Consider the following 25512-nt stretch of genomic DNA (forward strand, 5'->3'; position numbering starts at 1 on the left):
CGGTGGTGACCGCGCATCAGATGAATCCTTGTTCGCGTTGGATTCCTCGTTGGAAGCGATGCCCGACGAAGTGGCTTTGGCAAGGGAAGCAACGGCAGATGATCCCAAATAATTTTAAAATAGAAGAATGCAGGATCTACGATCCTGCCTGCTTCTATTATACTTTGTACTAATCTTAATCGACTCGTTTGTGCTAAGCTAAATTTACTTTATGCTCAATGGCATATACACGCCGAAAGTGATATTTCTACCCATATTATAGACACCAAAGCTCGTGTCTTCCTGTGAAAGACGTCCTGGGCGCAATCGGCTCAGTGCATCGTAATAACGTTTGTTGGTCAAGTTTGACGCTGCTGCAAATACTTTGAGCTGTTGCGATCCGAGATGTAATGTTGTACCGATCCCTGCGTTCAATAAGGAATACGAGTTTGCTGGGGTTTCGAAGGTTTCATCAATGCGGTTCTGTTTGAAATAATTGTCCAGACCCACAGAAACGTAGAAAGCATTCAAGCCGCTAATCTTAGGCTCAAGCCGCAAGGTATTGTGTACAACACCAGCTGGAATCAATGCAAGCGGTCTGTTAAATGTATTGTTCTGTGCATGGGTATAGCTAAATGTATTATCCAGGTGTATCCAGTTCAACAAGTGAAAATTTAGGCTTCCTTCGACACCGTAAAGATTGGCGTTGACCTGGCCATAGCGGTATACGTCGTAGGTATGCGAATCGCCATCTTCACCCACCACAGTTTTGGTATCGCCTTTTGTTGTTGAGGCATAGATAAAGTTGTGGATATAATTTTCATAGATTCCGATACTTCCTGTGACGATGCTATGTCCAAACTCCAGCGTTGCATCCGCTTGGTAGCTTCGTTCAGGTTTCAGGTTTTCATTTCCCACTTCATAGCGGTAAGTCCCTTCGTGTACCCCGTTGGAGCCGAGTTCAGCGGGATTAGGGGCTCTGAAAGCCGAACCCGCATTTGCTTTGAAATTGAGGTCTTCGCTGAAAATATGGGTATATCCAAGCGCTCCGCTCACATTGCTGAAACTATTTTTAAAACCGGCGAACTGCTCTTCGTCTTCAATAAAGAGCTGTTTGCCTTTGTTGTTGACGTAGTCATAGCGTAATCCGACGTTAAAGGTATTTTCGCCCCAGGTTTTCTTTGCATAGCCAAAAGCGCCCAATTCCAACTGATCATAGGCCGGAATTAAGAATTCAACACCTTTATTTAGACTATGTTCCTGGCTAGCACTGATGCCAAATACATGTTGCCAGCCATTTTTTTCACTTAACGAATATTTTGCGTCAAGTGAATACGTATTCAGGTCAAAGAATAAGGAAGGCGTTGCTTCTTCGAGTTCCCGACGTTGATTTTTTTGATAGCCCAGATCAAGTTTTAAACTACCGGAACCGATGACAAAGTTATTGTTAAGAGCCAGTTTGTAATGACGGATGTCCTGCTTGGGGAAGTCCAAGGTACGGCTTTTTGAGTTGATGTAAAGCGGATCACCAGGTTCGGCATCGTAAAAGCCGATATTATTTTTCAGGTATGAGAAATTCAGGTGAGAGTAGCCCCATTGTTTGTTTAGCCCGAGCATACCACTGAAATTACTGTTGTTAAAACCACTATTGCCATATCGGCCTGCTGGCGTATTATACGAATAGGCATTTTGATAAGAACCACGGCCCCGCCATACAAAGCCATTTTCATTACCGGTAAGCATAACCGAACTATTGGTTAATCCGTTGTTGGTGGAGTAGCTGCTCAGTACTTCACCTTTAATTTGCCCTGCAGTAGGAACATTTGGTTCAAGCACATTGATGACCCCGCCAATAGCATCAGAGCCGTACATCAAAGAGGCTGCACCACGTAAGACCTCCACACGATCCGGTTGATTTTGGTCGATCTCGATACCATGTTCATCACCCCATTGCTGTCCCATCTGTTTAACACCATCACTCACGGTGACGACTCGATTATAACCGAGTCCCCGTATAACAGGTTTTGAAATACCTTGTCCTGTTGTGATCTGGCTTAGCCCGGGAACTTGTCGGGCTAATGCATCAATCAGGTTCGTTGCATTTCCCTGCAGTTCATCTTTGGAAATGACAGCTACTGAAGTACTATTGCGACGGCTCTGTGAGGTAACCAATGTGCCCGTAACGACGACTTCATTGGTTTCAATAATACTTTCTGTTAGAGCGAAATCAAGGGAAAGATTTTCCGAAGTAAGATCAACGGCCTTGACAACGGACTGATAGCCCAAGAAACGGACTTCAACCAAATAGCGTCCACTTGAAGGAAGTGATTTGAAGCTGTAGTGACCTTGCTGGTCTGATGCGGTGCTCGAACGAAGCTGCTGCAGCGCTATTGTAGCGCCAGCAATAGGAAGATTCGTTTTTGCATCCGTTACTTTACCGCTGATTGTTGCGGCGAGAGCGGGAAATATGGAGAAATAAGTGGCAAGCATAAAAATGCAGCCTATAATTTTAAGTTTCATCTGTACGAATAATTTTTACGTGTATAACATCAAGCAAAACAGCAGCCCAATAACTCATCGTATGAATTCTTGAGACTGTCGAGTTCTAAAAACTTGTATGAAGTCGTTTGTCGCAATAATGAGAAGAGTATATGAATGACATTATTGGACTTATGTAAAAATTAAGCGATGGGGGGACCACGATTGCCAGAAAGCAGTGATCGAATAATTTGATCTCCGGTGATAAACAGGCCAAATTCAATCTGCTGTGTCGGAAGTATTAATTCATGCAGCGTAAAATGGAAAAGAATTTGTGGGTGTGAGTTTTGATCACAAATGGAGCACTTGGGATGATCCGTGTGGTGTTTTTTTGCAGGACTGTCTATGATACTGAGTGCAGTTTGCGTATGCGCATGGGTATACACAATGAACTGACCAATTAAGAAGGTCAATAAGAGCATTAATGCTGCGAATTTGTTCAATGAGATACCTTTCACGCTAAAACCACTATGTTTAAACCCACGTTTTCTCTTGAGTTATTTTGTTAATCAGATCAAAGGTAAGGAAAATATAATACAAAGCAATTGTGTTGCATTTATTATTTTGAACCGATTATCGAAAGGATGTGATAGGGGATACCCGTCGGAACAAAAAAAAGTGTCTATCCAATCTTTGGATAGACACTTTGCATATGATCGATAAGGTTGTTTATTTTTTGGAAGGAATAAACTTGCCTTCAATTTCATATTGATTGGCATCCAAGCCTTGGACATCCTGCAATTTGACAATGCAATAAAGCGAGTCCGTATAATAGTCTAATTTTTCTTGACTATCGTATAAGGTATTTGTTATCTTTTTATCGATATGGATGTGTTTTACCTTTTCGTTGTTATCAAACTCGATGCGTAACTTTTGTATTTGTAGTTCTTTCTTTTTAGCTGTAAATTCTGTTACACAGTCTACAGCTTTAACTTCATACAGTGATGGATCGAAGTTTTTGCTGATGTCGGCAGCTTGAAAGGCGGAAAGTTCATTTTTCCAGTTGCTAATTTTCAGTTCCTTTTGTTCTTTTTCTCCATCTTTGTTGACAGATTTTAGAACCGAGGGGTTGAGTTGCTGAAGGCGATTGACCTCGGCAGTAAAGAATGAATCAACAGAAAATATGTCTGAAGATTTTTGAGGATCTTTTGTCGCGGATGGAGATCCACAGCTCCAAAAAAGCAGCGCACTGCCCATAACAAGGGAAAGTGCTCTGCCACTATTTATAAGTAAATTATTATTCTGATACCAATACATTTCCTGTCATTTCAACGGGGATATTGACGCCTAAAAGTTGTAAGACGGTTGGGGCAATATCACCTAATTTACCATCTGCTATTTTCTTATAATGATCGTCAATCAAGATACATGGAACCAAATTGGTTGTATGTGCCGTATTTGGCGATCCATCTTCATTGACCATAAACTCGGAGTTACCGTGGTCGGCCAAAATAATAAAGGAGTAACCATTTTTAAGGCCTGTTTCAACAACCGTTTTGGTACATTGATCAACAGTTTCTACCGCTTTTATAACAGCCTCAAAAACACCCGTGTGACCTACCATGTCTGGATTCGCAAAATTCAGGCAGATAAAATCAGGTTGAAGTGTTTCCATATCGTTAACGATAGCTTCAGTAATTCCTTGAGCAGACATCTCCGGTTGAAGATCGTAAGTCGCTACTTTTGGGGAGGGAACCAACAAGCGGTTTTCACCTTCAAACTGTTGTTCACGACCTCCCGAAAAGAAAAATGTCACGTGCGGATATTTCTCTGTTTCGGCGATACGCGTTTGTGTTTTATGGTTTGCCTCCAATACTTCACCCAAGGTATTGGACAAGTTATCTTTTTGGAAGACCACCCGGACATTTTGGAATGTTTCATCGTAAGATGTCATAGTCACATAATATACATCCAAGGGTTGTAGATCATATTCTGGAAAAGCCTTTTGTGTTAAAGCGATGGTAATCTCGCGGCCACGATCTGTTCTGAAGTTATAACAGAAGACCACATCACCTTCTTGGATTGTAGCTACCGGCGTACCATTGGCGTCAACCAATGCGATTGGTTTCACAAACTCATCGGTTACACCTTCGTCGTATGATTTTTGGATCGATGCAACAAGGTCATTGGATTTTTCACCTTCCGCTTTTACTAAAAGATCGTATGCTAATTTTACACGTTCCCATCTGTTGTCGCGGTCCATGGCATAATATCGGCCTATTGCAGATGCAAAAGTGCCCGTTGTCGTTTTTAAATAGTCTTGTAGGTCCCTGACATAGCCAATACCGGAGTTTGGATCTGTATCACGGCCATCTAAAAATGCATGTACAAATACCTGGTCACTTGTCAAGCCAGCATGTTTTGCGGCATCACATAAGCCTTTTAAGTGCTTTGTATGTGCGTGTACACCACCGTCGGAAAGCAATCCGATAAAATGTACCTTTTTGTTATTTTCTAATGCATATTTAAAGGCGTCTTGAATGATCGGATCCGAATTGAATACGCCGTCATTGACAGCTTTGTGAATACGTCCCAATTCTTGGTAGACGATTCTTCCGGCGCCAAGATTCATGTGACCAACCTCCGAGTTACCCATTTGTCCTGCAGGCAGTCCAACAGCTTCACCAGAAGCCTCTAAGCTCGAGTTTGGATAAGCTTCTAATAAATGATCTAAAAATGGGGTGTTTGCAGCTTCAACTGCATTTGATTTATCATGTTTTCCATATCCCAGTCCGTCTAGGATCATGAGTGCAACTTTTTTCTTATTCATCGTATAACAAAGATAATCTTAATTTTAGAATCTATCAACGCATCTTAAAAAGTTCCCTTGTTAATCCCCAATAATTTTATAGGTTTGTGGCATAGTTTATGTTCGGTAAAAACCGGAGCTACCTAATGATTGATATGGATGATAGAAGCTGTTCTATAATATGTTGAGCTATATGAAATTTTTAAGCTATTGCGCATTTATACTTATTACTAGTCTTTTTGTACACACTGCGGCCTTGGGTCATTATTTAAGAGAAGTGAATAGGGAGGTAAAGGTCGTTTTACCAGGCGATGATGATTCTTTAGGAAGTATTTCAGAGGAACTGAAATCATATTTGAAAGAAGGCAATGCAAAAAATATGGCCAAGTATTTTGGTTCAAACTTAACCTTGTCTATTTTGGGGGAGAATGGGGTTTATACAAAATATCAGTCTGAAATCATGTTGGGTACATTTTTCAATCAGCACAAACCCAAAACTGTAAAATTAACGCAAGCCAGCAATGCCAACAATGGCTATCAATATTTTACATTTACATTATCAACGGAACAAGCCAACTACCGTGTCTTCATTAAGATCGGCGTAGGAAATAATAACCATTCGATTGAAGAGCTAAGAATCGACAAAAATTAAAGCGGGCCACGTTTTTTTTATAAATCTATTTTTCGATTAAAAAATTATTCCACATCTTAGCCCAATAAATAGTATTTATGGAGAAGGAAATCAAGGATTATTTGGCCCATTTTGTAAAACAGGCTGTCGCAGAAGATTTGGGTGATGGAGATCATACCTCACTTTCTACGATTGAAACTGGAGCACAAGGTGAAGCCAAATTGATTGTTAAGGATAATGGTATTTTGGCCGGGGTTGAAGTAGCACAGGCGATTATTGCCTATGTTGATGATAGTTTGACCTGTGAGGTGTTTATCCAAGATGGAAGTCAGGTTAAAGTGGGTGATATTGCTTTTTATGTTAAAGGAAATATTCAAAGTATTTTGTTGGCCGAGCGTTTGGTGCTGAATGTTATGCAGCGTATGAGTGGCATTGCGACGACAACCCGAAAATATGTAGACCTTCTCAAAGGTACAGATACGAAAGTTTTGGATACACGGAAAACGACACCATTGTTGCGTGTATTGGAGAAAGAAGCTGTTCGGATAGGCGGCGGTACCAATCATCGATTTGGCCTTTTTGATATGATTTTAATTAAGGACAATCATGTGGACTATAGTGGCGGTATTGTACCGGCTCTAAAGCGCGCAAATGATTACAGAAAGAACCTAAATAAACCAATAGAAATAGAAATTGAAGTCCGAAATTTTGCGGAGCTTGATGAAGTTCTTAACTTTGGCGAAGTGGACCGGATCATGTTAGATAATTTTTCACCGCAAGATGTAGCCAAAGCTGTTCAGATTATTGACCATCGATTCAAGACAGAGGCCTCTGGGGGGATAACTTTTGACACGATTCGATCGTATGCGGAGGCCGGGGTAGATTATATTTCAGTAGGCGCTTTGACACATAGTGTAAAGAGCTTGGATCTTAGTCTGAAAGCCAAATTAATATAAGAACTGATTTAATTAATGATATCGATTTATTTAGTAACTGCAGTATTACTAGCTTATTTGTTTGGGTCCATACCTACAGCAGTATGGTTGGGACAGGCATTTTATGGCGTGGATGTGCGTGAGTATGGTAGCGGTAATGCTGGAGCAACTAACACCTTTCGCGTATTGGGCCCCAAAGCGGGATCGATCGTGATGTTTGTAGATATATTTAAAGGCTGGACAGCAACAAACCTGGCTTATTTAATCGAATTGGGGCAAAATACGAGCGATGTCCAATTTGTAAACTTTCAGTTGGCCTTAGGCGTTATTGCGGTATTAGGGCATTTATTTCCGGTATTTGCCGGATTTAGGGGCGGTAAAGGGGTAGCAACGCTTTGTGGGATGATCCTCGCCATTCATACACCTGCAGCCTTAGTATGTGTATCGGTGTTTATCATTATTTTGCTGACAACACATTATGTTTCGCTGGGGTCCATTTCAGCGGGATTTGCATTTCCCTTTAGTTTGGCCTTTATTTTTAAAACAACCATACCCTCTGTGCTGCTTTACGGCATAGCCATCTGTATTCTGTTGTTAATTACCCACCAAAAGAATATTGAGCGCCTGTTAAAGGGGCACGAATCCAAGATTTATCTCTTCAAGAAAAAGGCTAAGGAAAAAGAATAGGCACAATAATTGTATTTGCTAAGTACGATTTAATAATTATTGTGAAATATCCATATGGGAAGAGCGGAAACGCGATGAACATCGTTTGGATATTCCATATGACCATGGAAAGAAAAATATAGACATATGAACGGAATGTTAAAGTATTCGGCTATCGTATTAGCATGCGTAACACTGGCATCGGGGCTGTCAGGCTGTGCAACTTCAGCTGTTACCGGCAAAAAATATTTAAAATTAGTGAGTGCTGATCAGGTTAACCAGCAAGCAGCATTAGCTTATAAAGATTTTTTATCGAAGAATGGCGCTAAAGTGGTCACTGGAACTGCGGATGCGGCGATGGTAAAACGTGTTGGTAACAAGTTGGCAACAGCGGTTAATCAGTATTTGCAGAGTACAGGTCGCGCAAATCAATTTAACTTCAATTGGGAATTTAATTTGGTGAAGAGTGATGACGTGAATGCCTGGTGTATGCCTGGGGGTAAAGTTGCGGTATATACTGGAATATTACCAGTAACACGTACGGAAGCAGGTTTGGCAACCGTGATGGGACACGAGATAGCACATGCTATTGAAGAACATTCTGTGGCTCAGGCTTCGAATCAGATAGCGCTGCAATTGGGTGGACAGATTTTAGGTTCAGCTGCAGGCGTATCTGGAAACAGTACGCTTGGTGTTTTTAACAATCTTTATGGATTAGGAGGCAACTTGGCGCAACTGAAATTTTCGCGAAGCGACGAATCTGATGCGGATGCAGCAGGTTTGATCATTATGGCTTTGGCGGGTTACAATCCCAATGAAGCTGTAGATTTCTGGAAGCGTATGGCATCGGGTAGTCAAAAAGGGCAGCCAGAGTTTTTGAGTACCCACCCGAGTGATGAGCGACGGATTGCGGATATTCAGAAATTGATTCCAAACGCAATGAAATATTATAAAAAATAAGGAGTCAATACGATAAAAAAAGCGGAGTATCCAAATGAATGAGATACTCCGCTTTTTTTTTACTTTATTTATGGCTGTATTATACCCCAGCAAAAGCGTCACTGATTCCGAGTACGACTCCAACGACCAATCCCATAAAATTGAACGCAATGGTAATAATGACCATGATTCCAATAAATTTATAGTGTTTTTTGAGCGCATCTAAGCATAATTCCAATTGGATGCTGTCACGGTTTGCTATTGCTTTTTTTGCTTTGGATCCAAAATTATACAGGAAATAGATGGGTAGGCAGAAGAAAGCAAGAAATAAAAGATAAAGTACACCAAAGGTGGATAAAGCTCCTGCTGTTACATATTCGTCGGCACCGAGTGATAATGCACTGGCTCCGAAGATCAGGCTGACCATGGTTATGGCAGAAATGCCGATGAAAATAAAACAGACAATGGCCAGAAAGTTGGCCCATTTGGCCGCTGAAGCCAAGAAGGAGAGTCCTGCTGGAGACAGTTTAATGTCTGCAGGTTCTTGAAAAGAAGAATTTTGAATACCGTCTTCCATGAAGCATAAATTAATAGGTGTGCGAATTTCTGAAAAGTTCTCGGTTTTTGAAACATTTTTTATAGAAACCATCAGGCCTATAGAATCGTTTAGATTTTTTTGGTCAGAATAGGTTACAGTGGCTCAAATTTGACAAGGAACTGAGTTATTTAATAAAATTCTCGATTGACTGGAAATTAGCTAATTTTTTTTAAAAACTTAAATCGCAATTGGAAGAATGTTGTTACAAAAGAATTTTAGCGATTTGATGTGGAAAACTATTTTAGGTAGGTCCGTATAAGGGGATATGCTGGTTTAAAACATGTTATAACGTTTTTTTCGCTAATAAATTGTATGTTAATATAGTAATTTAGGACTGTATTTCATGAAGTATGTGTGGTTTAGTGTGTTAAGTTTATATTAAGTCCTTTGTAATTTAAAATCTCTTAGTAATTTTGCTTAACATTTTTTAACAAATCACATTATATGAAAAGATCTTTACTCTTTTTCGCTCTTGTTATGGCCAGCTATGGTGCTGTACAAGCTCAGGTTACGACAAGTAGCGTTACAGGTATTGTAAAAGAAGCAAACGGCAGTGTAACTTCGGGAGCAACAATTAAGGCAACGCACGTGCCGTCAGGAACTGTCTATTCTGGATCCTCGAATGCTGCAGGTCGTTTTAACCTACCAGCGATGCGTGTCGGTGGACCTTACAAAATTGAAGTAACCTATGTTGGACAAAATCCTATTGTTTATAATGATGTTTATATACAATTAGGTCAGCCTTATGTCTTAAATAGTACTTTTGGAAGTAATGAGACAGTTTTAGATGAGGTCACTGTAACTAGAACAGGCGGTTCTAAAAACTTGAAGACTGGTGCTGAAACTTCTATTTCAAGAAAACAGATGGAAAATTTACCAACTGTTTCTCGTTCAATTGAAGATTTTACTAGATTGACTCCGCAAGCTGATGTGAAAGGACAGTCTGTTTCAATTGGCGGTATGAATAATAGATTCAATCAGTTCACTATTGATGGAGCTGTTACAAATGATGTGTTTGGTCTTAATGCAAATGGTTTGAACGGTGGTGGTAGTGGTACAAATCCAATATCGTTAGATGCTATCGAACAGATGTCTGTTCAAGTTGCACCGTTCGATGTTCGCTCTAGTGGATTTGCTGGAGGTGGTATTTCGGCAGTAACAAAATCAGGTACAAATCAATTTCAGGGCTCGGTTTATCATTATTTTAGAAATCAGGATTTTACAGGAAAAACCCCAAAATCTTTGGTTAAAGATGGTGAAGAGAGAACTAAATTGGCAAACTTTTCTGAAAAAACATACGGTGTACGTTTGGGCGGGCCTATTGTAAAAGATAAGTTGTTTTTCTTTGTAAATTACGAACATACAAAAAATAATACGCCAGAAAATTATCCTGTAGGATCTTCAAGTTCAAATTTGTTAGAAGCTGATGCTCAACGTATCTATGATATCGCGTTAAGTAAATATAATTATGATGCGGGCTCTTACACTGATCTTGCAGATGAAAATACATCGAATAAAGTGATGACCCGCCTAGATTGGAATATTAATGAAAAAAATAAGCTTTCATTGCGGTACAACTATGTCGATGGGGTTGATGTGAGCAACACAAGAACACAATCTTCTTTGACTTTTGGTAATGGTGCAATATTAAAGGATTTTAAATCGAATACTTTAACTTTAGAATTAAGTAGTCGTATTAATAATTCATTGGCCAATAGTTTTATTGCAGGATATACTAGAGTAAGAGATGCTAGAAGTTATAAAGGACAATTGTTTCCAAATGTTCGAATTAATACAGCAAAAAATGGGACATATTATCTAGGTGTTGACCCATTCACTAATATTAATCAATTGGATCAAGATGTCTATACTTTGTCAAATAATTTAACATGGTATAAAGGTCTTCACACACTAACTTTTGGTACGCATAATGAGTTTTACAAAATGTATAATGCGTATACAGGGAATTCAAACGGGGCATTTGTATTTAGTGATTCCAAAGCCACTGATATAAACCCAGCTACTGGAAAAGCTTATACAGCGATCGAAAACTTTGATCGAGGAATGGCTAACAGCATGCAATATGGTTATAGCAATACGGATGATCCTCGCCAAGGGGCTAAATTTAATGCATTACAACTTGGATTCTATGTTCAAGATGAGTATCAAATGCAAGACAATTTGAAAATTACGGCAGGTGTTCGGGTGGATGTTCCTATCTATTTGGATAAACCAATGGAAAATACTGACTTTAACAACTCAATTTTGGCAAAGCAGTATAACGTAAAAACTAATCGTATGCCAAGCCCTGCATTGATGTTCTCTCCTCGAATTGGATTCAACTGGGATGTGAATAGAGATCGTTCAACCGTAGTACGTGGAGGAATGGGAATATTTACTTCTAGGGTTCCTTTTGTATGGGCTGCTGGAGCATTTACACAAAGCGGTGCACTATTAGGAGGAAATAACTTGGGTAATGGAACAGATGCTAATGTTCCTTTTATTAGCGACGTCAACAAATTGCCTAAATATAGCGGAGCAGTAACTCCATCAGGAAATATTACAGTACTTGATAAGAATTTGAAATTACCTCAAATCGCACGTTTCTCCGGTGGGGTAGATCAAGTATTACCATATGGAATTAAGGGGACATTAGAATTCCTTTACTCAAGGAATTTAAGTGCTTTTAATTTTAGAGATTTAAACTTAGAGCGCCCAATTGGTACGTTAGAAGGGGCTGATAATCGGTTGGTTTATGATGCGAATAATAACAACCGCCGTGTATTAGATAACTATACAGAAGTTATTTATGTTAACAATGTTAACAAAGGTTATTCTTGGTCAACCACGGCCTCGCTATCTAAAAGCTTCTTGTTTGGTCTCGATGCATCTGTTGCCTATACCTATACGGCAGCTAAAGACTTAATTTCAGGTACTTCTTCTCAGAACCAATCAAATTGGTATAGAGTTGCTTCTGTAAATGGTTCTAATAACGTAACTCTTGCTCATAATCCATTCAGTACAGGAAGTCGTGTAATTGGATTTTTATCATTCTCGAAAGAATATCTTAAGCATTTAGGAACTTCTGTATCCCTTGTTTACACCGGCCAATCTGGAGCAAGATTTTCTTATTTAGCTGGCGGTAACTTAACAGGTTATGCGACTTCATCAAGCAATCAGTACAATTTGATGTATATCCCTAAAGATCAGTCTGAAATAACTTTTATTCAAAATGGAACGCAGACTCCTCAAGATCAATGGTTAGCCTTGAATAACTTTATTGAAGGAAATGATTATTTAAAATCTCGTAGAGGTCAATATGCGGAAAGAAATGGGGCAAGAACACCGTTCTCTCATAAGTTTGATTTGAAAATCGTTCAAGATTTGTTTACCAATATCGGAAACACTAAAAACAAACTTCAACTTTCTGTTGATATCATGAACGTTGGTAACTTGTTAAACGGTAATTGGGGTAAACAATATACAGGAGCTGGCAGCTTCTGGGATAATAGTTTTATTCCTGTTACATTTGCAGGCTATGAAGGAACAACTAAGAAGCCAACGTATCGTTTAGGTAACTTAAATAATAATGTACCTTATTATGTGCAAGACATATATTCAAGATGGTCTGCACAAGTGGGAATTCGTTATATCTTCAACTAGCCCGAATACGTCTTTAGAAAAAGAGGTCGCTGTATTTAATATAGCGACCTTTTTTTGTTATCAACGAGGCTCCCTTCTTTTTGAATCCTATTATATTTTCTAATTGTAAATTGATTGCGCAACATCCAAATAGGTATTAAGTATCTCGAATAAATCGTTTGATAAAAACAAAAGATAATAATAATTTTTAATATTTATTTTTTTAAAATTTTTTATCGATATAAAGAGTATTTTGAGATACGTTATTAGAATTATATATTTCATAATAGAATATTGTTATCAATCGTACCTAAATATTTCTCTATAAAATAATGCCTACCAATTTCTCCACCTAAACGATCAAAAACTACCCCCTTCAAACAGACTGGCATGCTGATATTTGGGTTATAACTTAATTATAAACCCAACTGATGATGAAGCAGTTCTGTATGTCCATACTTGTGGGTATTGGCGTCTGCATATCTCTTTGTGCTTTCGCACAAAGCACAGACCTGGTCAATTGGCCAAGGCAGGCTGATCCCAGATTAATAGGTGATCTCGTGGCTCAACGTTTTGTGGCAAGTCCGCATAACAGTTTTAAACCGCCAGCTCCGCCCAGAAACATTACGTATCCCGAAGTCTGTGCCTGGTATGGGGCATTGAAATACGCCGAAGTGAGCAACAATAAGACCTTATTGGAACAATTGACCCAACGCTTTATGCCTTTGTTCGGCGCCGAAAAACACCTTGTTCCACGTCCTTGGCATGTGGACTTCTCCGTTTTTGGGACGGTGCCACTGGAACTCTACTTACAAACAAAAGACCAGCAATTCAAGACGATGGGAATGCGTTTTGCAAATGCGCAATGGACTATTCCGATTGACTCCTCGCAGGTGGTCAAAGACAGTTACCAGAAATTTCTCGATAAAGGTCTTACCTGGCAGACCCGCTACTGGATCGACGATATGTATATGATTACCATGATTCAATCCAAAGCTTTTCAGGTGACGGGAGATCAACAGTATATGGATCGGGCAGCACATGAAATGGTGGTCTACCTCGATACCATTCAAAAAGAAAATGGCCTTTTTTATCACGCACCTGATGCGCCTTTCTTTTGGGGGCGCGGCAATGGCTGGATGGCTGCGGGAATGAGCGAACTGCTCTCTTCATTAAAGAAGGACAATCCCAATAGGCCCAAAATATTGGCTTCATATCAAAAGATGATCACGAGCCTAAAGCAATATCAGCGACCAGATGGCCTTTGGGGGCAATTGATTGATAAACCTGAATCTTGGGTGGAAACTTCGGGTTCAGCCATGTTCACTTATGCGATTATCATGGGCATAAAAAATGGCTGGCTCGACGCAAAGGAGTATACGCCGATCGCACGCAAGGCATGGATTGCTTTGACAGGCTACATCAACAAAGACGGTGATATCAGCAATGTCTGTGAGGGTACCAACCGAAAAAATGATTACCAGTATTACCTCGATCGACAACAGAAAACAGGGGATATGCATGGGCAGGCACCCATACTTTGGTGCGTGTATGCTTTACTAAAAAAATAATCAGCTATGATGAGATTATGGACAATTTTGCTGGTATTGTTTGCGATAAAGGCGCCAGCACAAAGCATTCGCTTTCAGGAGCAATACCCCGGCGTATGGAAAGGTATATTTGGAAAGCCGGATAAATATACACTGCTTTCAGCAGCAGCGCCGACTCCCCGAGCGGAAACGCTTGAACAGCTGCAGTCTGTTGACTTTCCCTTACCCAAGATGGAGGTGCATGCCGAACTTATAGATGGCAAAACCTACCTACGGTTCCCACTGGAAAAAAACGAACAGATCTACGGATTGGGACTTAACTTTCAGACGGTACATCAGCGGGGCAAGATTCTTAACCTGCATGTCGACCATTACGGTGGTAAAGATAATGGGCGAACTCATGCACCCGTTCCGTTCTACGTCTCTTCCAGAGGTTATGGTGTATTGATCAATTCCGCTCAATATTTAACCTATTATGTTGGAACAGGCGTACGGAAAGATGTCAAAGTCCCCGCAGAAGTAAAAGACCGCAATACCGATAAAAGCTGGAATTCCCGACCTTACTCGGATGCTGTAGAGGTGTATGTGCCTACGGAAGGGGCCGAAGTGTATGTCTTTGCCGGTGTCAACGCGCTTGATGCAATAAAGCGCTATAACCTCTTTTGTGGTGGTGGTGCCTTGCCACCGAAGTGGGGGCTTGGTTTTACACAACGTGTGCAAAAGCTTTATACAGCGGCGGATGTTGTTAAAGAAGTGGCCGAATTTGAGGAACATGGCTTCCCACTTGATTTTATCGGGCTCGAACCGGGCTGGCAGTCCAAGGCTTATCCCTGTTCGTTTGAATGGGATAAAGGACGTTTTCCAAATCCGGCAGCCTTGGTAAAAACGCTGGCTGATAAAGGTGTTCGGCTAAACCTCTGGACTAATCCGTATGTCTCACCCGACGCTCCCATTAGCAAATCTATTGAGCCTTTTACAGGATCTCATACGGTGTGGAATGGGACTGTTCCTGATTTAAATCATCCGGATGCAAAGCGTATCCTCGCAGACCAGCTGAGCCGATCACAAATCAATATCGGAATCAGCGGCTATAAGATTGATGAGGTCGATGGTTACGATTACTACCTGTGGCCAGATATGGCCAAATTTCCCTCGGGGATCAGTGGAATTCAAATGCGGCAAACCTATGGCGTGCTTGCACAGAAATTGACCGACAGTCTATACCGTCAGCAGAACAAACGAACGTTTGGACTTGTACGGGCATCCAATGCCGGCGCCAACAACATGCCCTATGTGATCTATAATGACTACTATAGCCATCAGGATTTTATTACCGCGCTGGTCAATAGTGGCTTTTGTGGCCTGCTGTGGACGCCAGAAGTTAGGGGTTCCAAGACGGGAGAAGAATGGTTGCGCCGTTTCCAGACGGTTGTGTTTTCACCAATGGCCATGATCAATGCCTGGTCCAGTGGAACAAAACCATGGTCTTTCCCCGAAGTGGCCGAAAAAGTGAAATACTATGCGCAGCTGCGGATGGAATTGATGCCTTATCTCTACTCTGAATTTGCAAAATACCATTTTGAAGGTACGCCCCCCTTCCGGGCCATGGTACTGGAAGATGGATTCCAGGGGCAGACAAATTTGACAGTGGGAAACCAAGACCTGGAAACGAACCCCTATTTGGAAGCGGTAAACAGGGAGGTAAAAGATCAATATATGTGTGGTGAATATCTATTGGTTGCTCCCTTGTTTACGGGAGAATCTTCTAGAAAGGTGCTGCTGCCCAAGGGCAACTGGTACGATTTCTATTCGGGACGTTATGTCGGCAATGGCGAGGAAATCGTCGCCAAACCCAAAGACGATCGGATACCTGTGTATGTGAAAGATGGTGGCATCATCCCGATGACAACGGCAAGGCTTCATGCGCCCACAGTTGGTGAAAAAGTCAATTTGATCATTCGGCATTACGGCGAAAAGGAAGGGTTGTACAACCTATATGATGATGATGGCGTAAGTTTCGACTATGACAAGGGTGCTTATTCCTGGCGGCGGATACGTTTTAAAAGAAATGCGCTTGGCAAATTGGAAGGGGATATCTCAGCGGCAAGCAAAAACAAACCAAATACGGTCGGTACTGTAGCATTTGAATTGATGGGGCAATGATGCTGTTTTAAACAGTAATCCCTGTTTTAAGCTTCTGAAAACCATTTTTTACCGCTAAAAAGACCAAAAAATACACTGTTTAACCTCGTGGATTCACTGATATTTGAGGTAACTGATTATAAAAAATAACCAATTTATTAAATGCGTGGCCGAGTTATCGATCATCTTCTCATGATAGATAATCGCCATAAAAACTGATTTATTATGATAAAAAGTATCACAAAAATGGGGTGCTTTGTACTCTTCCTATTTCTAGCCTTGGGGAGTATAGGTTTACCGGTCTTTGCCCAACAAAACATACGGCTTTCAGGAAAGGTGACCAACAAAAAGGGAGATGCACTGCAGGGAGTCACTGTTCGTATCAAAGGGAAAAGCCAGGGCACAAGTACAGATGCTGCGGGGAAGTATCAGCTGGAGGTTGCCCCATCCAGCACCCTTGTCTTTAGTCAGGTGGGGATGAAAGAGCAGGAGCGCGCCGTCGGTAACCAGCGGCAACTTGATGTCACGCTGGAAGATAGTGACAATGCGCTGGACGAGATTGTTGTCACGGGCTATGGTGGTGTCGCAAAGAAACGTGACCTCACGGGAGCCATCTCTTCCGTCAATGCCAAGAAAATCGAAGAGCGTCAGCCCATTAACCTTTTCGATGCCTTACAAGGGCAGGCTGCCGGGGTGCTTATTGTCAATGACGGTGGTGGGGCACCCGGAGCGACAGGATCTATTCAAGTGCGGGGAACTTCGACTTTGAATGGTGGAAATGGCCCCTTATATCTGGTCGATGGGGTAATTAACCCTGATGGTGCAACCATAAATCCGACAGATATCGAGAATATCGAAGTGCTCAAAGATGCGGCTTCTGCATCCATTTATGGATCGCGTGCAGCCAATGGCGTTATCCTCATCACAACCAAGCGCGGATCAGAAGGAAAACCCATGGTTAATGTTAACTACAACCATCTTTTTGGACGTCTAGCTCATTACATCCCTGTAAGCAACTCTGCAGAAGTGAGGGCTTTCCGATATATCCAAGGCCTCAATACCAATACGGATTCCATCAACCCAAGTTTCAATTCCGATAACGATTTACAAAGACTCTTATTGGGGAATCTGGCACAGAAGAAGGAAATCAAGGTGAGTGTTTCCGGTGGTCAGAAAAATCTGCGTTACTACAGCAGTTTGAATTATCTGGATGATAAATCTATTATCTTGAATAGTTACGCCAAACGTTTGCAATCACGCATCAATGTGGAATATCAGTTTTCATCCAAGTTGAAGTATTCCAACAATATTTCCTTTTCCTGGCAGAAAGGCAATACAATTCCGATCGGCAATACGATAAGGGTTGTAATGGACCGTCCAGCCTATTCCTTGATTTACTATCCCGATGGTTCTTTAACAAGCTACATCGGTTCGAAACGTAATCCTGTAGCCAACGCTTTGTTTGAGAAAAATCTGGATGAAACCTATTCTGGGCAATTTAACAATCAGTTGGATTATCAGATCAGGGATGACTTAAAGTTCACAACCTTGTTCAATGCACGGTTAGACAATTTACAGAATACCCAATTCTCACCGCGTTTTCTTTCGGCAAACAAGGACCAGAATAGCGGAACAAATGAGTTTAATAAAACGTTTACCTGGGAGTTTCAATCCTATCTGAATTATAATAAAACTTTTGCGCAGGATCATAATGTCACGGCTTTATTGGGCTTCAGTTCGGATCGCAGACGTTATGATCGTTTTCACTCCGAATATATGAATAGCGTCAACGAGGAGGTTTTGGTGACCTTTCCGGATTACCTGACGCCTTCAAAAACCTATACCACGGCAACAGCCAATGCTTCTGCTTCTATTTTTAGCCGGATTGGCTACAATTACAAAGGACGCTATCTCGTTCAGGGATCCTATCGGAGAGATGGTTCATCGCGGTTCGGTGCGACAAATAAATGGGGGAACTTCCTCTCGGCATCTGCTGCATGGCGGTTTTCGGACGAGAATTTCATGAAATGGGCCAAGCCGGCATTGGTAGATGCTAAACTACGGTACAGTATCGGTCAACTTGGAAATGATAAAGTAGGCGATTATGAATCGTACACCAAAGTGGCCTTTGGCGGTTCGTATAACGGTGTCGGCGGAGCTGCATTGACCAGTACATTTGGCAATAATCGGATCAAGTGGGAAACAACCACTCAGAATAATGTGGGGCTAGATCTGACCTTCTTAAATGGTCGATTGGGATTTACGGCAGACTATTATGTTAAAACGACAACCGATTTATTGTATCCGCGAGAGCTTGCCAAAGAAACCGGTTATGCCAAAGTGAATGTCAATTTAGGGACAATCCGCAACCGCGGGATGGAATTTGTGATCAGTGGAAAACCAATAATGACGCGTGATTTCAGCTGGGAGGTGAATGGTAATATTTCCTTTGAACGGGGTAAGATTGTGAAGCTGGCAGATGGAATACCATTTTTTCCGGGTAATAAATGGTACGCGGAAGAAGGTGGCCGTATCGGAAATTTCTACGGCTGGCGCAATTTAGGGGTTTACGCCTGGGATGAATCTAACGCTTACAACGACAATTGGGAGAAATTGACACTTGTCCTAGACGATCAGGGGAAACCGATGTATCGTGATGGAAAAGCGGTATATACATTCAATGGTAACGATTATCATGGAACAGTACACCAGCTTTATGCGCCAGATGGTAAACTCAAAGGGGGGGATGCTGAATGGCTGAACAACAAAAAGGATAGTTTGATCAATGACGAAGATCGCATGATCCTCGGCAACGCGACACCTGATTTCTATTTTGGTTTTATGCAGACCTTTAGATACAAAAGATTTACCCTAAATGTACTCTTTAATGGTTCCTTCGGCGGTGAAGTCTACAATGCCTTGCTGCAACGTCAAAATTACCCGACCAATACCGGGGCAGGTTCACCGGACATGGTTTATAATGTATGGCGCAAACCCGGGGATGTGGCCAAATACCCAAATTACGTGGAGCGAAACAACCGTGGAAATATGAAAACAAACCAGAATAGCCTCTATATCGAAGATGCGACATTTGTTCGGTTGTCAAGCGCGCGCTTAGCCTACACCTTCGATCCACAGTTGATCAATAGGTTGAAAATGAAAGGACTTACTGCCTTCGTTTATGGAAGCAACCTGTTGACATGGACCAATTACCGGGGTTACGATCCCGAATTTAGTACAAACAATCCGCTGACACCGGGTGAGGACGATGGCCGTTACCCGAGGAGACGGGAGTTTGGATTTGGCGTAAACATCAATTTTTAGCATATATCTTTTAGGGTGAGTCCCGTCTGAAGGATGGGGCAGATAAAATATTTTTGACATGAAAACAAAGATCTTAGCACTGTTACTGCTATCAGCTACGTTGGGAAGCTGTAACAAATTCTTGGAAGAGAAACCGCTGGCCGAAGTTGCACTGGATCAGCATTATAAAAACTTATACGATGTGCAGGCCGCAATAGCCGGAATGTATAGCGCCTTTCAGCTCGAAATGGTTGGTAAGGGTAATTATCAGGATAACAAAGACAATTACCTCGAAAAATACCTGTATTGGGGCGAGTATCGTGCCGATAACTTTGACCGCGCAATCAGCTACACCAAAGACTATGTGGATGAGATCGTATTAAATAGCCTTACGCCAACCAATCAGTTTTCAGACTGGAGCGGGCTCTATACCGCCATCGGGCGTATCAATAACAATATCAAGTATATTCCAAAGGCAGCAGAACTGGATAGCCGTATCACTCCGGAGATGCTGAAGGATTATCTCGCGCAGTGTTATGCCCTTCGAGCCATGTGTTATTTCTACCTCGTCCGTGTGTGGGGCGATGCTCCGATATGGCTTGAACCCTATGAGGATGTGCAGCAGCCCGCTGCCAGTCCACGTGAACCGAAAGATAAGCTATTGAACGAGGTCATTATACCGGATCTGGAAAAAGCCTATTCCCTGGTCGATAAAGACGCGAAAAACCCCCTATGGACCATCGGAGGGGCAGGAATATGTGCAATCATGTCGGATGTATATATGTGGAAAAAGGATTATCAAAATGCGACAAAATGGATAACACGTCTTTTTTTAACAAAGTCTCCTACGGGTGTAGGTTATGCCGGAACCAATGAAAGCAATTTGCAGGATGGCGCAAGCTGGAAAACTATTTTTGTCAATCCAACTTCCAGTAAAGAAACGATTTGGAGCATCCATTGGGACTACTTAAAAAATGGCTGTGCCTGTATGCAGACCTCATGGTCGCCTAACAACAAGCAGATTGTCGTCGATGAAGGGGTGTGGGCAACCTGGTTTCAGCCGCAGACGACCACTTCGCCGAGTCCTGATATCAGGCCACAGCAGACTTTAGATGTCTATTTTGGGTTGCCAAGCAACAAGCGAGATCGATTTATCAAGTGGTATCCTACGGATGCGAACCCAACCAAAGCGGATCCATGGCCTGTGACAAATCAGGCACTTCCAGTTTATTTAACCATGTACCGCCTGAGTGACATGTATCTTTTATATGCTGAAGCGTTGAATGGCTTGGGTGATCGCGCCAATGCCCTGAAATATTTAAACTTTGTCCGCAAGCGTGCGCGCCTGCCACAATATGATGCAAATGATGCCACTATTGCGACAAGCTACCAGCTGGAAACGGCGATTTTGGAGGAGCGTCGTCTGGAACTTTTTGGTGAAGGTAAAAGGTGGTTTGATCTGGTGCGCACCGGACGTGTAAAGGACGTGATGGATCCCATCTTAAAACGTAGACAGGAAGAAGCGGGTAATTTGGAAAAACCTGGATTTTTAGATCCAACAAACAGAGTGTATTGGCCTATTCACCGGAATGTTCTAAACTCCAATAAATCATTGGTTCAAAATCCCGGATATACAGATTAATAGAAGAATTTAAATCAGAGCGTCATGAAAAGAATGTTTAAGACCAAATGGACCTATAACGCTATCATCGTGGTAAGTCTATTAATGACAAGTTGTTCACTTTTCGATTTGGAACTGCAAAAAGATTACGACTACCAACATAAAACTTTAGATCCCAATATCGGGATAAGTGCACGAAAATTTCTGGAGAGCCGATCTTACGAAACAGTGGAAAATCCAACAGATACGGTTTTCAAATGGATGCGGAAGGGCTTAGAATATGCTGGTATCCCTTTGGAAGAATTTGAAAAGACAGATCGAACCTTTATTTTTTTGCATAATGATGGCATAAAGACCTGGGATGTAAAAACGAAAAAAGTGACTGCAGGCCTCTTTTTTGACTTTCCAATTGTGACCGGGGTGGACGGAACAGGCAAGCCAATGACGAGACCGGCGACAAAATGGGAAGACTACAGTAAAGATGATGTTCGTAATTATTTCCTTTACCTCATGCTGGAAGGGAATTACAACTTTGATAAGCTGACCATTGAAAACACCAAAGCAAAGACCATGCTTCCTGCCAATACTGTTGCCAGTAAAAGTTCGCTGCTGGGCTACATGAATGAAGGTAAAGGTTTTGATCAGGAGGGGATGATGGTCTTACGCTTGGTCAATAACAGTGATTTGGCGCCGATTCAAATTAACAATAAGACAACCAATCGGTCCGGGGGATACATTGTAACCAACGGCGTGGTTCATGTCTTTGGCAGCAAAGGAAATACCACAGTTTATCCATTTGCGGGAGCACTTTAACAAAAGAACCTTTTAAACAAATTTAAATATGATCAAAAAGAATTCAGTTATTGCTTCACTTCTGCTGCTATTGGCGGTAGGAACTAGCTGTGAGAAATCGCCCGCCGAAAAACTCACTTTAAACAGTATTGCCTGTGTGCAATGCCACACCATTCAGTCGGCAGCAGATCTTCAGGCATTGAGCTTACAGCCCGGAGACACGGTTATTATGAAGTCCGGGCAATGGACAGATCAGGAATTAACCTTCAGTGCGCAGGGAACAAAACAGCAACCCATTGTACTGATGGCAGAGCAGCGTGGAGCTGTTATTATGAAAGGTACTTCTTCCGTTAGTATCACAGGACAGTGGCTTGTTGTGGACGGACTCGTATTCCAGGAAGGGTATACAACAGGCAAAAATGTGGTGGATTTTACTTCTTCCTCTTCAAACTGTCGCCTTACCAATACATCGATTGTGGACTATAATCCGCCGGCAGCGACGACCGACTATCGTTGGGTATCGATCAATGGTTCCTACCATCGGGTCGACCACTGCTATTTAAAAGGAAAAATCCATCAGGGCCCGACCATGGTTGTATGGGGGACCAGTAAACCAATGAAACACCGCATCGATCATAACTTTTTTGGCGAGCGTGCTGCGGTACAGGACAATGGCGGTGAAACCATCCGCATTGGCACCAGCGACTGGTCGATGACCAGTGCGCTGACAACCATTGAAGATAATATCTTTCAGCGCTGTAACGGCGAAACGGAAATCATATCCAATAAGATGGGGGCCGATACGATCCGCAACAACTATTTTTATGAAAGTCAGGGAACCTTATGCCTGCGACATGGTAATGGATCTGCCGTTTATGGAAATTATTTTGTCGGTAATGGCAATAGTGCTGCCGGTGGTATTCGTATCATAGGTGAAGACCATTTGGTCTATAACAATTACTTCCAGAATATGGCCGGTACGGGGCAAAAAGCCGCGTTGGCGATTATGGACGGCGTACCAAATTCGCCCTTAAGCGGGTACTTTCAAGTCAAGCGGGTGAAAGTTGTGGCCAATACAATGATTAAATGTAAGCAGTCATTTGATATTGGTTCGGGAAAAGGCGGAAATAACCGGACATTAGCGCCAACGGATGGGCATATTGCAAATAATGTGGTGTCCCAATCGGCTCAATCAACGATGTTAACCTTTACCGATCAACCGGTCAATTTTGTTTATCAGGGAAACATTGTTTTCGATGTACCCACAAGTCAGCAACTTCCAACTGGATTTACCCGAGTTAATCCACAGTACACACTGACAACAGATGGCATCTATGAGCCATCAAACAGCAGCCCCGTATTGGGTGCTTTTGTGGGAAATTATCCTTTTGCGGCTGCCACGGATGCGGGAGCTCCTAAATTAGATACGAAGCATCGTGATCTGCTGAAAGCCCAAAATATTGGGCCTGTATTTATGTCCGGTCTGGGGAGCAGTTTGGTCATTAATCCTTAAACGAATGTAAAGCATATTTTATGCGGGGAATAAACGATTTATTCCCCGTTTTCTTTGTGATAAATAATGCTTGTATTTACCGCATATAATTATGAGATCCATGGAAACATACGACTACCAACGTATACCTAAAAACAATTTTCAATCGGTTTTTAGACAGTAATCAGTCAGTGTTTATTCAGTCTTCACTGAACAAGCACTGAACGAGCACTGAACAATCACTGAACAAGCACTGTCTAAAAGTAGAACTTGACCGCTATCTGATCATAGTTTGCCGCAGCTATATTATCTTTCAGCGGAATGGCTGATGTTCAATGAATTCTTGTTGCGCAACTGGAGCTATTATGGTCTTATTGAAAAGATTAAATCCAAGGCCGGAATGGTCGGTATGAATACCATTATTAAATAAAATTAATCCATTTTTTCTCCACGATAAAACTTACTCCAAGCATCGCGTGCATAGCCATTGTCTACGTATTCAAAAGTAGAAGCACTTGCCCCTTTTAACTCCTGACCGCGATAGAAAACGGTCCAGGAGTCTTTTGCATAACCTCCCGCAAGCGCTTTAAATGTAGATGGCGAGGCATCCTTAACTTTTACTCCTCGATAGTACACATTCCAGGCATCCCTGCCATAACCGTCATCGAGGTATTCAAAGGTTGAAACAGAAGCCTCTTCCACTTTCTGATTTCGGTAAAAAACAGACCAATCGTCCTTCGCATATTGCCCTCCGAGAGACTGCAAGGAAGTCGCTGTAGGCTTATCATTCTTTTCGCCCCGATAATAGCTTGACCAATTATCTTTTGCATAACCCCGACCGAGGTTTTCAAAGCTGGAGGAGTTGGCTCCTGCAATTTCTTTGCCCAAATAGTAGACTTTCCATGCGTCTTTGCTGTAACCATTTCCCAGCGTCTTGAAGGAAGAGGCTGTCACATTCGATAAGGATCTGCCATAAAAATAGACCTTCCAGGCATCACTAGCGTAACCGTCACCCAGTGACTGAAAAGTAGAAGGACTTGCATCGGCTACAGCTGCCCCCCGAAAATAGACTTTCCAGGTGTCTTTTGCATAACCATCACCTAAAAACTGAAAAGAACCGGCATTGGCATTGACAATTTCTTTACCACGATAGTAAATACGACCGCCAATTTTGGCATAGCCGTCTCCCAACTGGTCTTGATGGATATAGGCACTGCTATTTTCGTATTTGCTATTATCAACATAGACATCGCTGGCAGAGCCAAGCAGAAGAAGGGCGAGCATTGTTTTAAAAGAAATAGCTAGTATCATATCGCGTTCGGTCTAAAATGAAATGTAAGTATTCTTGCTAGTGTATGTTGTTGATGAGACTGCAATATAAGGGTAAAAGTTTAGTTGCATTATTGAAACAAATAAAAAATACGTATTCTGTCATACCGAGGTCAATGATCGGTGATGTAAGCCCTGTTATTTGGTAAAGCAGTATATTTTTTGTATATTGCTGGTTATGAGTTTTAAAGAAAAATTAGAGAACTGGCGCACGTCAATCAATCGCGCCGGTAGTGGTGAGGAATTGTATATTTTGCTTTTGAACTACAAAAAGTTTATCAACAAAAATTGGGTGGACGATTTTGGCGATCCGGGCAACTGGAAATCGGAATTAAATCAGGTCATCAGCAAAGTAAGAAACAAGGTGGATGTAACAGATATCAGCGCCTGCCAAGATTTATCGTCCTATCAGGACGATGCCCGGCAGACCGCACATTCACTCAATCATACGTTAAAATATCATCACTCATTGACAAAAGGGTAGGCTAGGCCTACCTTTTTTTGTGATCAAAATTTTCTAAATTATTGACGAAGCGGGATGTGTTATCAACCATGATAGTACATCCCGCTTTATTTTTTTTCGATTTCCGCCTAGTGACTAGCGGC

General features: G+C 41.8%; 18 protein-coding genes. 12 read left to right on the plus strand and 6 right to left on the minus strand.

Features of this window, described 5'->3' with window-relative positions:
* Window positions 1-204: 204 nt before the first annotated feature.
* From AAW12_RS17645 to gpmI, 4 genes are all read right to left on the minus strand, one after another.
* Window positions 205-2499 carry a TonB-dependent receptor gene (locus AAW12_RS17645; RefSeq protein WP_046674993.1) on the minus strand — a complete coding sequence of 765 codons (2295 nt, stop codon included), beginning with the start codon at window positions 2497-2499 and terminating at the stop codon, window positions 205-207.
* Window positions 2500-2660: 161 nt separating this feature from the next.
* Entirely contained in the window at window positions 2661-2975 is a 315-nt protein-coding gene (locus AAW12_RS26320) for a hypothetical protein (RefSeq protein WP_156167687.1), read from the minus strand.
* A 211-nt stretch (window positions 2976-3186) separates the two neighbouring features.
* Complete coding sequence (locus AAW12_RS17650; protein ID WP_046674994.1) at window positions 3187-3774, minus strand: hypothetical protein; 588 nt, start codon at window positions 3772-3774, stop codon at window positions 3187-3189.
* Window positions 3755-5287: a 2,3-bisphosphoglycerate-independent phosphoglycerate mutase gene (gpmI, locus tag AAW12_RS17655; protein ID WP_046674995.1), complete on the minus strand. Its 1533-nt coding sequence runs from the start codon at window positions 5285-5287 to the stop codon at window positions 3755-3757. Before gpmI ends, AAW12_RS17650 begins: the two co-directional genes overlap by 20 nt.
* 172 nt (window positions 5288-5459) lie before the next feature.
* Here gpmI and AAW12_RS17660 point away from each other — a divergent pair, with 172 nt between their 5' ends.
* From AAW12_RS17660 to AAW12_RS17675, 4 genes are all read left to right on the plus strand, one after another.
* Window positions 5460-5918, plus strand: a complete 459-nt coding sequence (locus AAW12_RS17660) for a DUF4783 domain-containing protein (RefSeq protein WP_197084082.1) — start codon at window positions 5460-5462, stop codon at window positions 5916-5918.
* 77 nt (window positions 5919-5995) lie between these two features.
* A complete protein-coding gene (nadC, locus tag AAW12_RS17665) occupies window positions 5996-6853 on the plus strand; it encodes a carboxylating nicotinate-nucleotide diphosphorylase (protein WP_046674997.1) in 858 nt (285 codons plus the stop codon).
* Window positions 6854-6868: 15 nt separating this feature from the next.
* Window positions 6869-7519 carry a glycerol-3-phosphate 1-O-acyltransferase PlsY gene (gene plsY / locus AAW12_RS17670; protein ID WP_046674998.1) on the plus strand — a complete coding sequence of 217 codons (651 nt, stop codon included), beginning with the start codon at window positions 6869-6871 and terminating at the stop codon, window positions 7517-7519.
* Between the two features lie 126 nt (window positions 7520-7645).
* Window positions 7646-8458, plus strand: a complete 813-nt coding sequence (locus AAW12_RS17675; RefSeq protein ID WP_046674999.1) for a M48 family metallopeptidase — start codon at window positions 7646-7648, stop codon at window positions 8456-8458.
* A 79-nt stretch (window positions 8459-8537) separates the two neighbouring features.
* Here the strand turns inward: AAW12_RS17675 and AAW12_RS17680 are convergent, their stop codons facing one another.
* A complete protein-coding gene (locus tag AAW12_RS17680; protein ID WP_046675000.1) occupies window positions 8538-9014 on the minus strand; it encodes a hypothetical protein in 477 nt (158 codons plus the stop codon).
* Window positions 9015-9479: 465 nt separating this feature from the next.
* Here AAW12_RS17680 and AAW12_RS17685 point away from each other — a divergent pair, with 465 nt between their 5' ends.
* The 7 genes from AAW12_RS17685 (at window position 9480) to AAW12_RS17715 (ending at window position 23598) form a co-directional block, all read left to right on the plus strand.
* Entirely contained in the window at window positions 9480-12698 is a 3219-nt protein-coding gene (locus tag AAW12_RS17685) for a TonB-dependent receptor (RefSeq protein WP_046675001.1), read from the plus strand.
* Between the two features lie 410 nt (window positions 12699-13108).
* The gene (locus AAW12_RS17690) at window positions 13109-14248 is read left to right on the plus strand and encodes a glycoside hydrolase family 105 protein (protein WP_231585295.1); all 1140 of its coding nucleotides are present in this window, start codon (window positions 13109-13111) and stop codon (window positions 14246-14248) included.
* A gap of 6 nt (window positions 14249-14254) precedes the next feature.
* Complete coding sequence (locus tag AAW12_RS17695; protein ID WP_046675003.1) at window positions 14255-16390, plus strand: TIM-barrel domain-containing protein; 2136 nt, start codon at window positions 14255-14257, stop codon at window positions 16388-16390.
* Between the two features lie 204 nt (window positions 16391-16594).
* Window positions 16595-19693, plus strand: a complete 3099-nt coding sequence (locus tag AAW12_RS17700) for a SusC/RagA family TonB-linked outer membrane protein (RefSeq protein ID WP_046675004.1) — start codon at window positions 16595-16597, stop codon at window positions 19691-19693.
* A gap of 58 nt (window positions 19694-19751) precedes the next feature.
* Window positions 19752-21314 (plus strand): RagB/SusD family nutrient uptake outer membrane protein, encoded by a 1563-nt coding sequence (locus AAW12_RS17705; protein WP_046675005.1) that lies wholly within the window; start codon window positions 19752-19754, stop codon window positions 21312-21314.
* Between the two features lie 24 nt (window positions 21315-21338).
* Window positions 21339-22106, plus strand: a complete 768-nt coding sequence (locus AAW12_RS17710; protein WP_156167688.1) for a hypothetical protein — start codon at window positions 21339-21341, stop codon at window positions 22104-22106.
* Window positions 22107-22134: 28 nt separating this feature from the next.
* Window positions 22135-23598, plus strand: a complete 1464-nt coding sequence (locus AAW12_RS17715) for a polysaccharide lyase 6 family protein (protein WP_053003785.1) — start codon at window positions 22135-22137, stop codon at window positions 23596-23598.
* A gap of 411 nt (window positions 23599-24009) precedes the next feature.
* Here AAW12_RS17715 and AAW12_RS17720 read toward each other — a convergent pair whose 3' ends face one another.
* On the minus strand, window positions 24010-24888 hold the full coding sequence (locus AAW12_RS17720) for a DKNYY domain-containing protein (RefSeq protein ID WP_046675007.1): 879 nt from the start codon (window positions 24886-24888) through the stop codon (window positions 24010-24012).
* Between the two features lie 196 nt (window positions 24889-25084).
* Between AAW12_RS17720 and AAW12_RS17725 the strand changes: the two genes are divergently transcribed.
* Entirely contained in the window at window positions 25085-25390 is a 306-nt protein-coding gene (locus tag AAW12_RS17725) for a hypothetical protein (RefSeq protein WP_046675008.1), read from the plus strand.
* Window positions 25391-25512: the final 122 nt, after the last annotated feature.

Origin of the sequence: Sphingobacterium sp. Ag1 (genome assembly GCF_000988325.1) — a bacterium.
Taxonomy (GTDB): domain Bacteria; phylum Bacteroidota; class Bacteroidia; order Sphingobacteriales; family Sphingobacteriaceae; genus Sphingobacterium.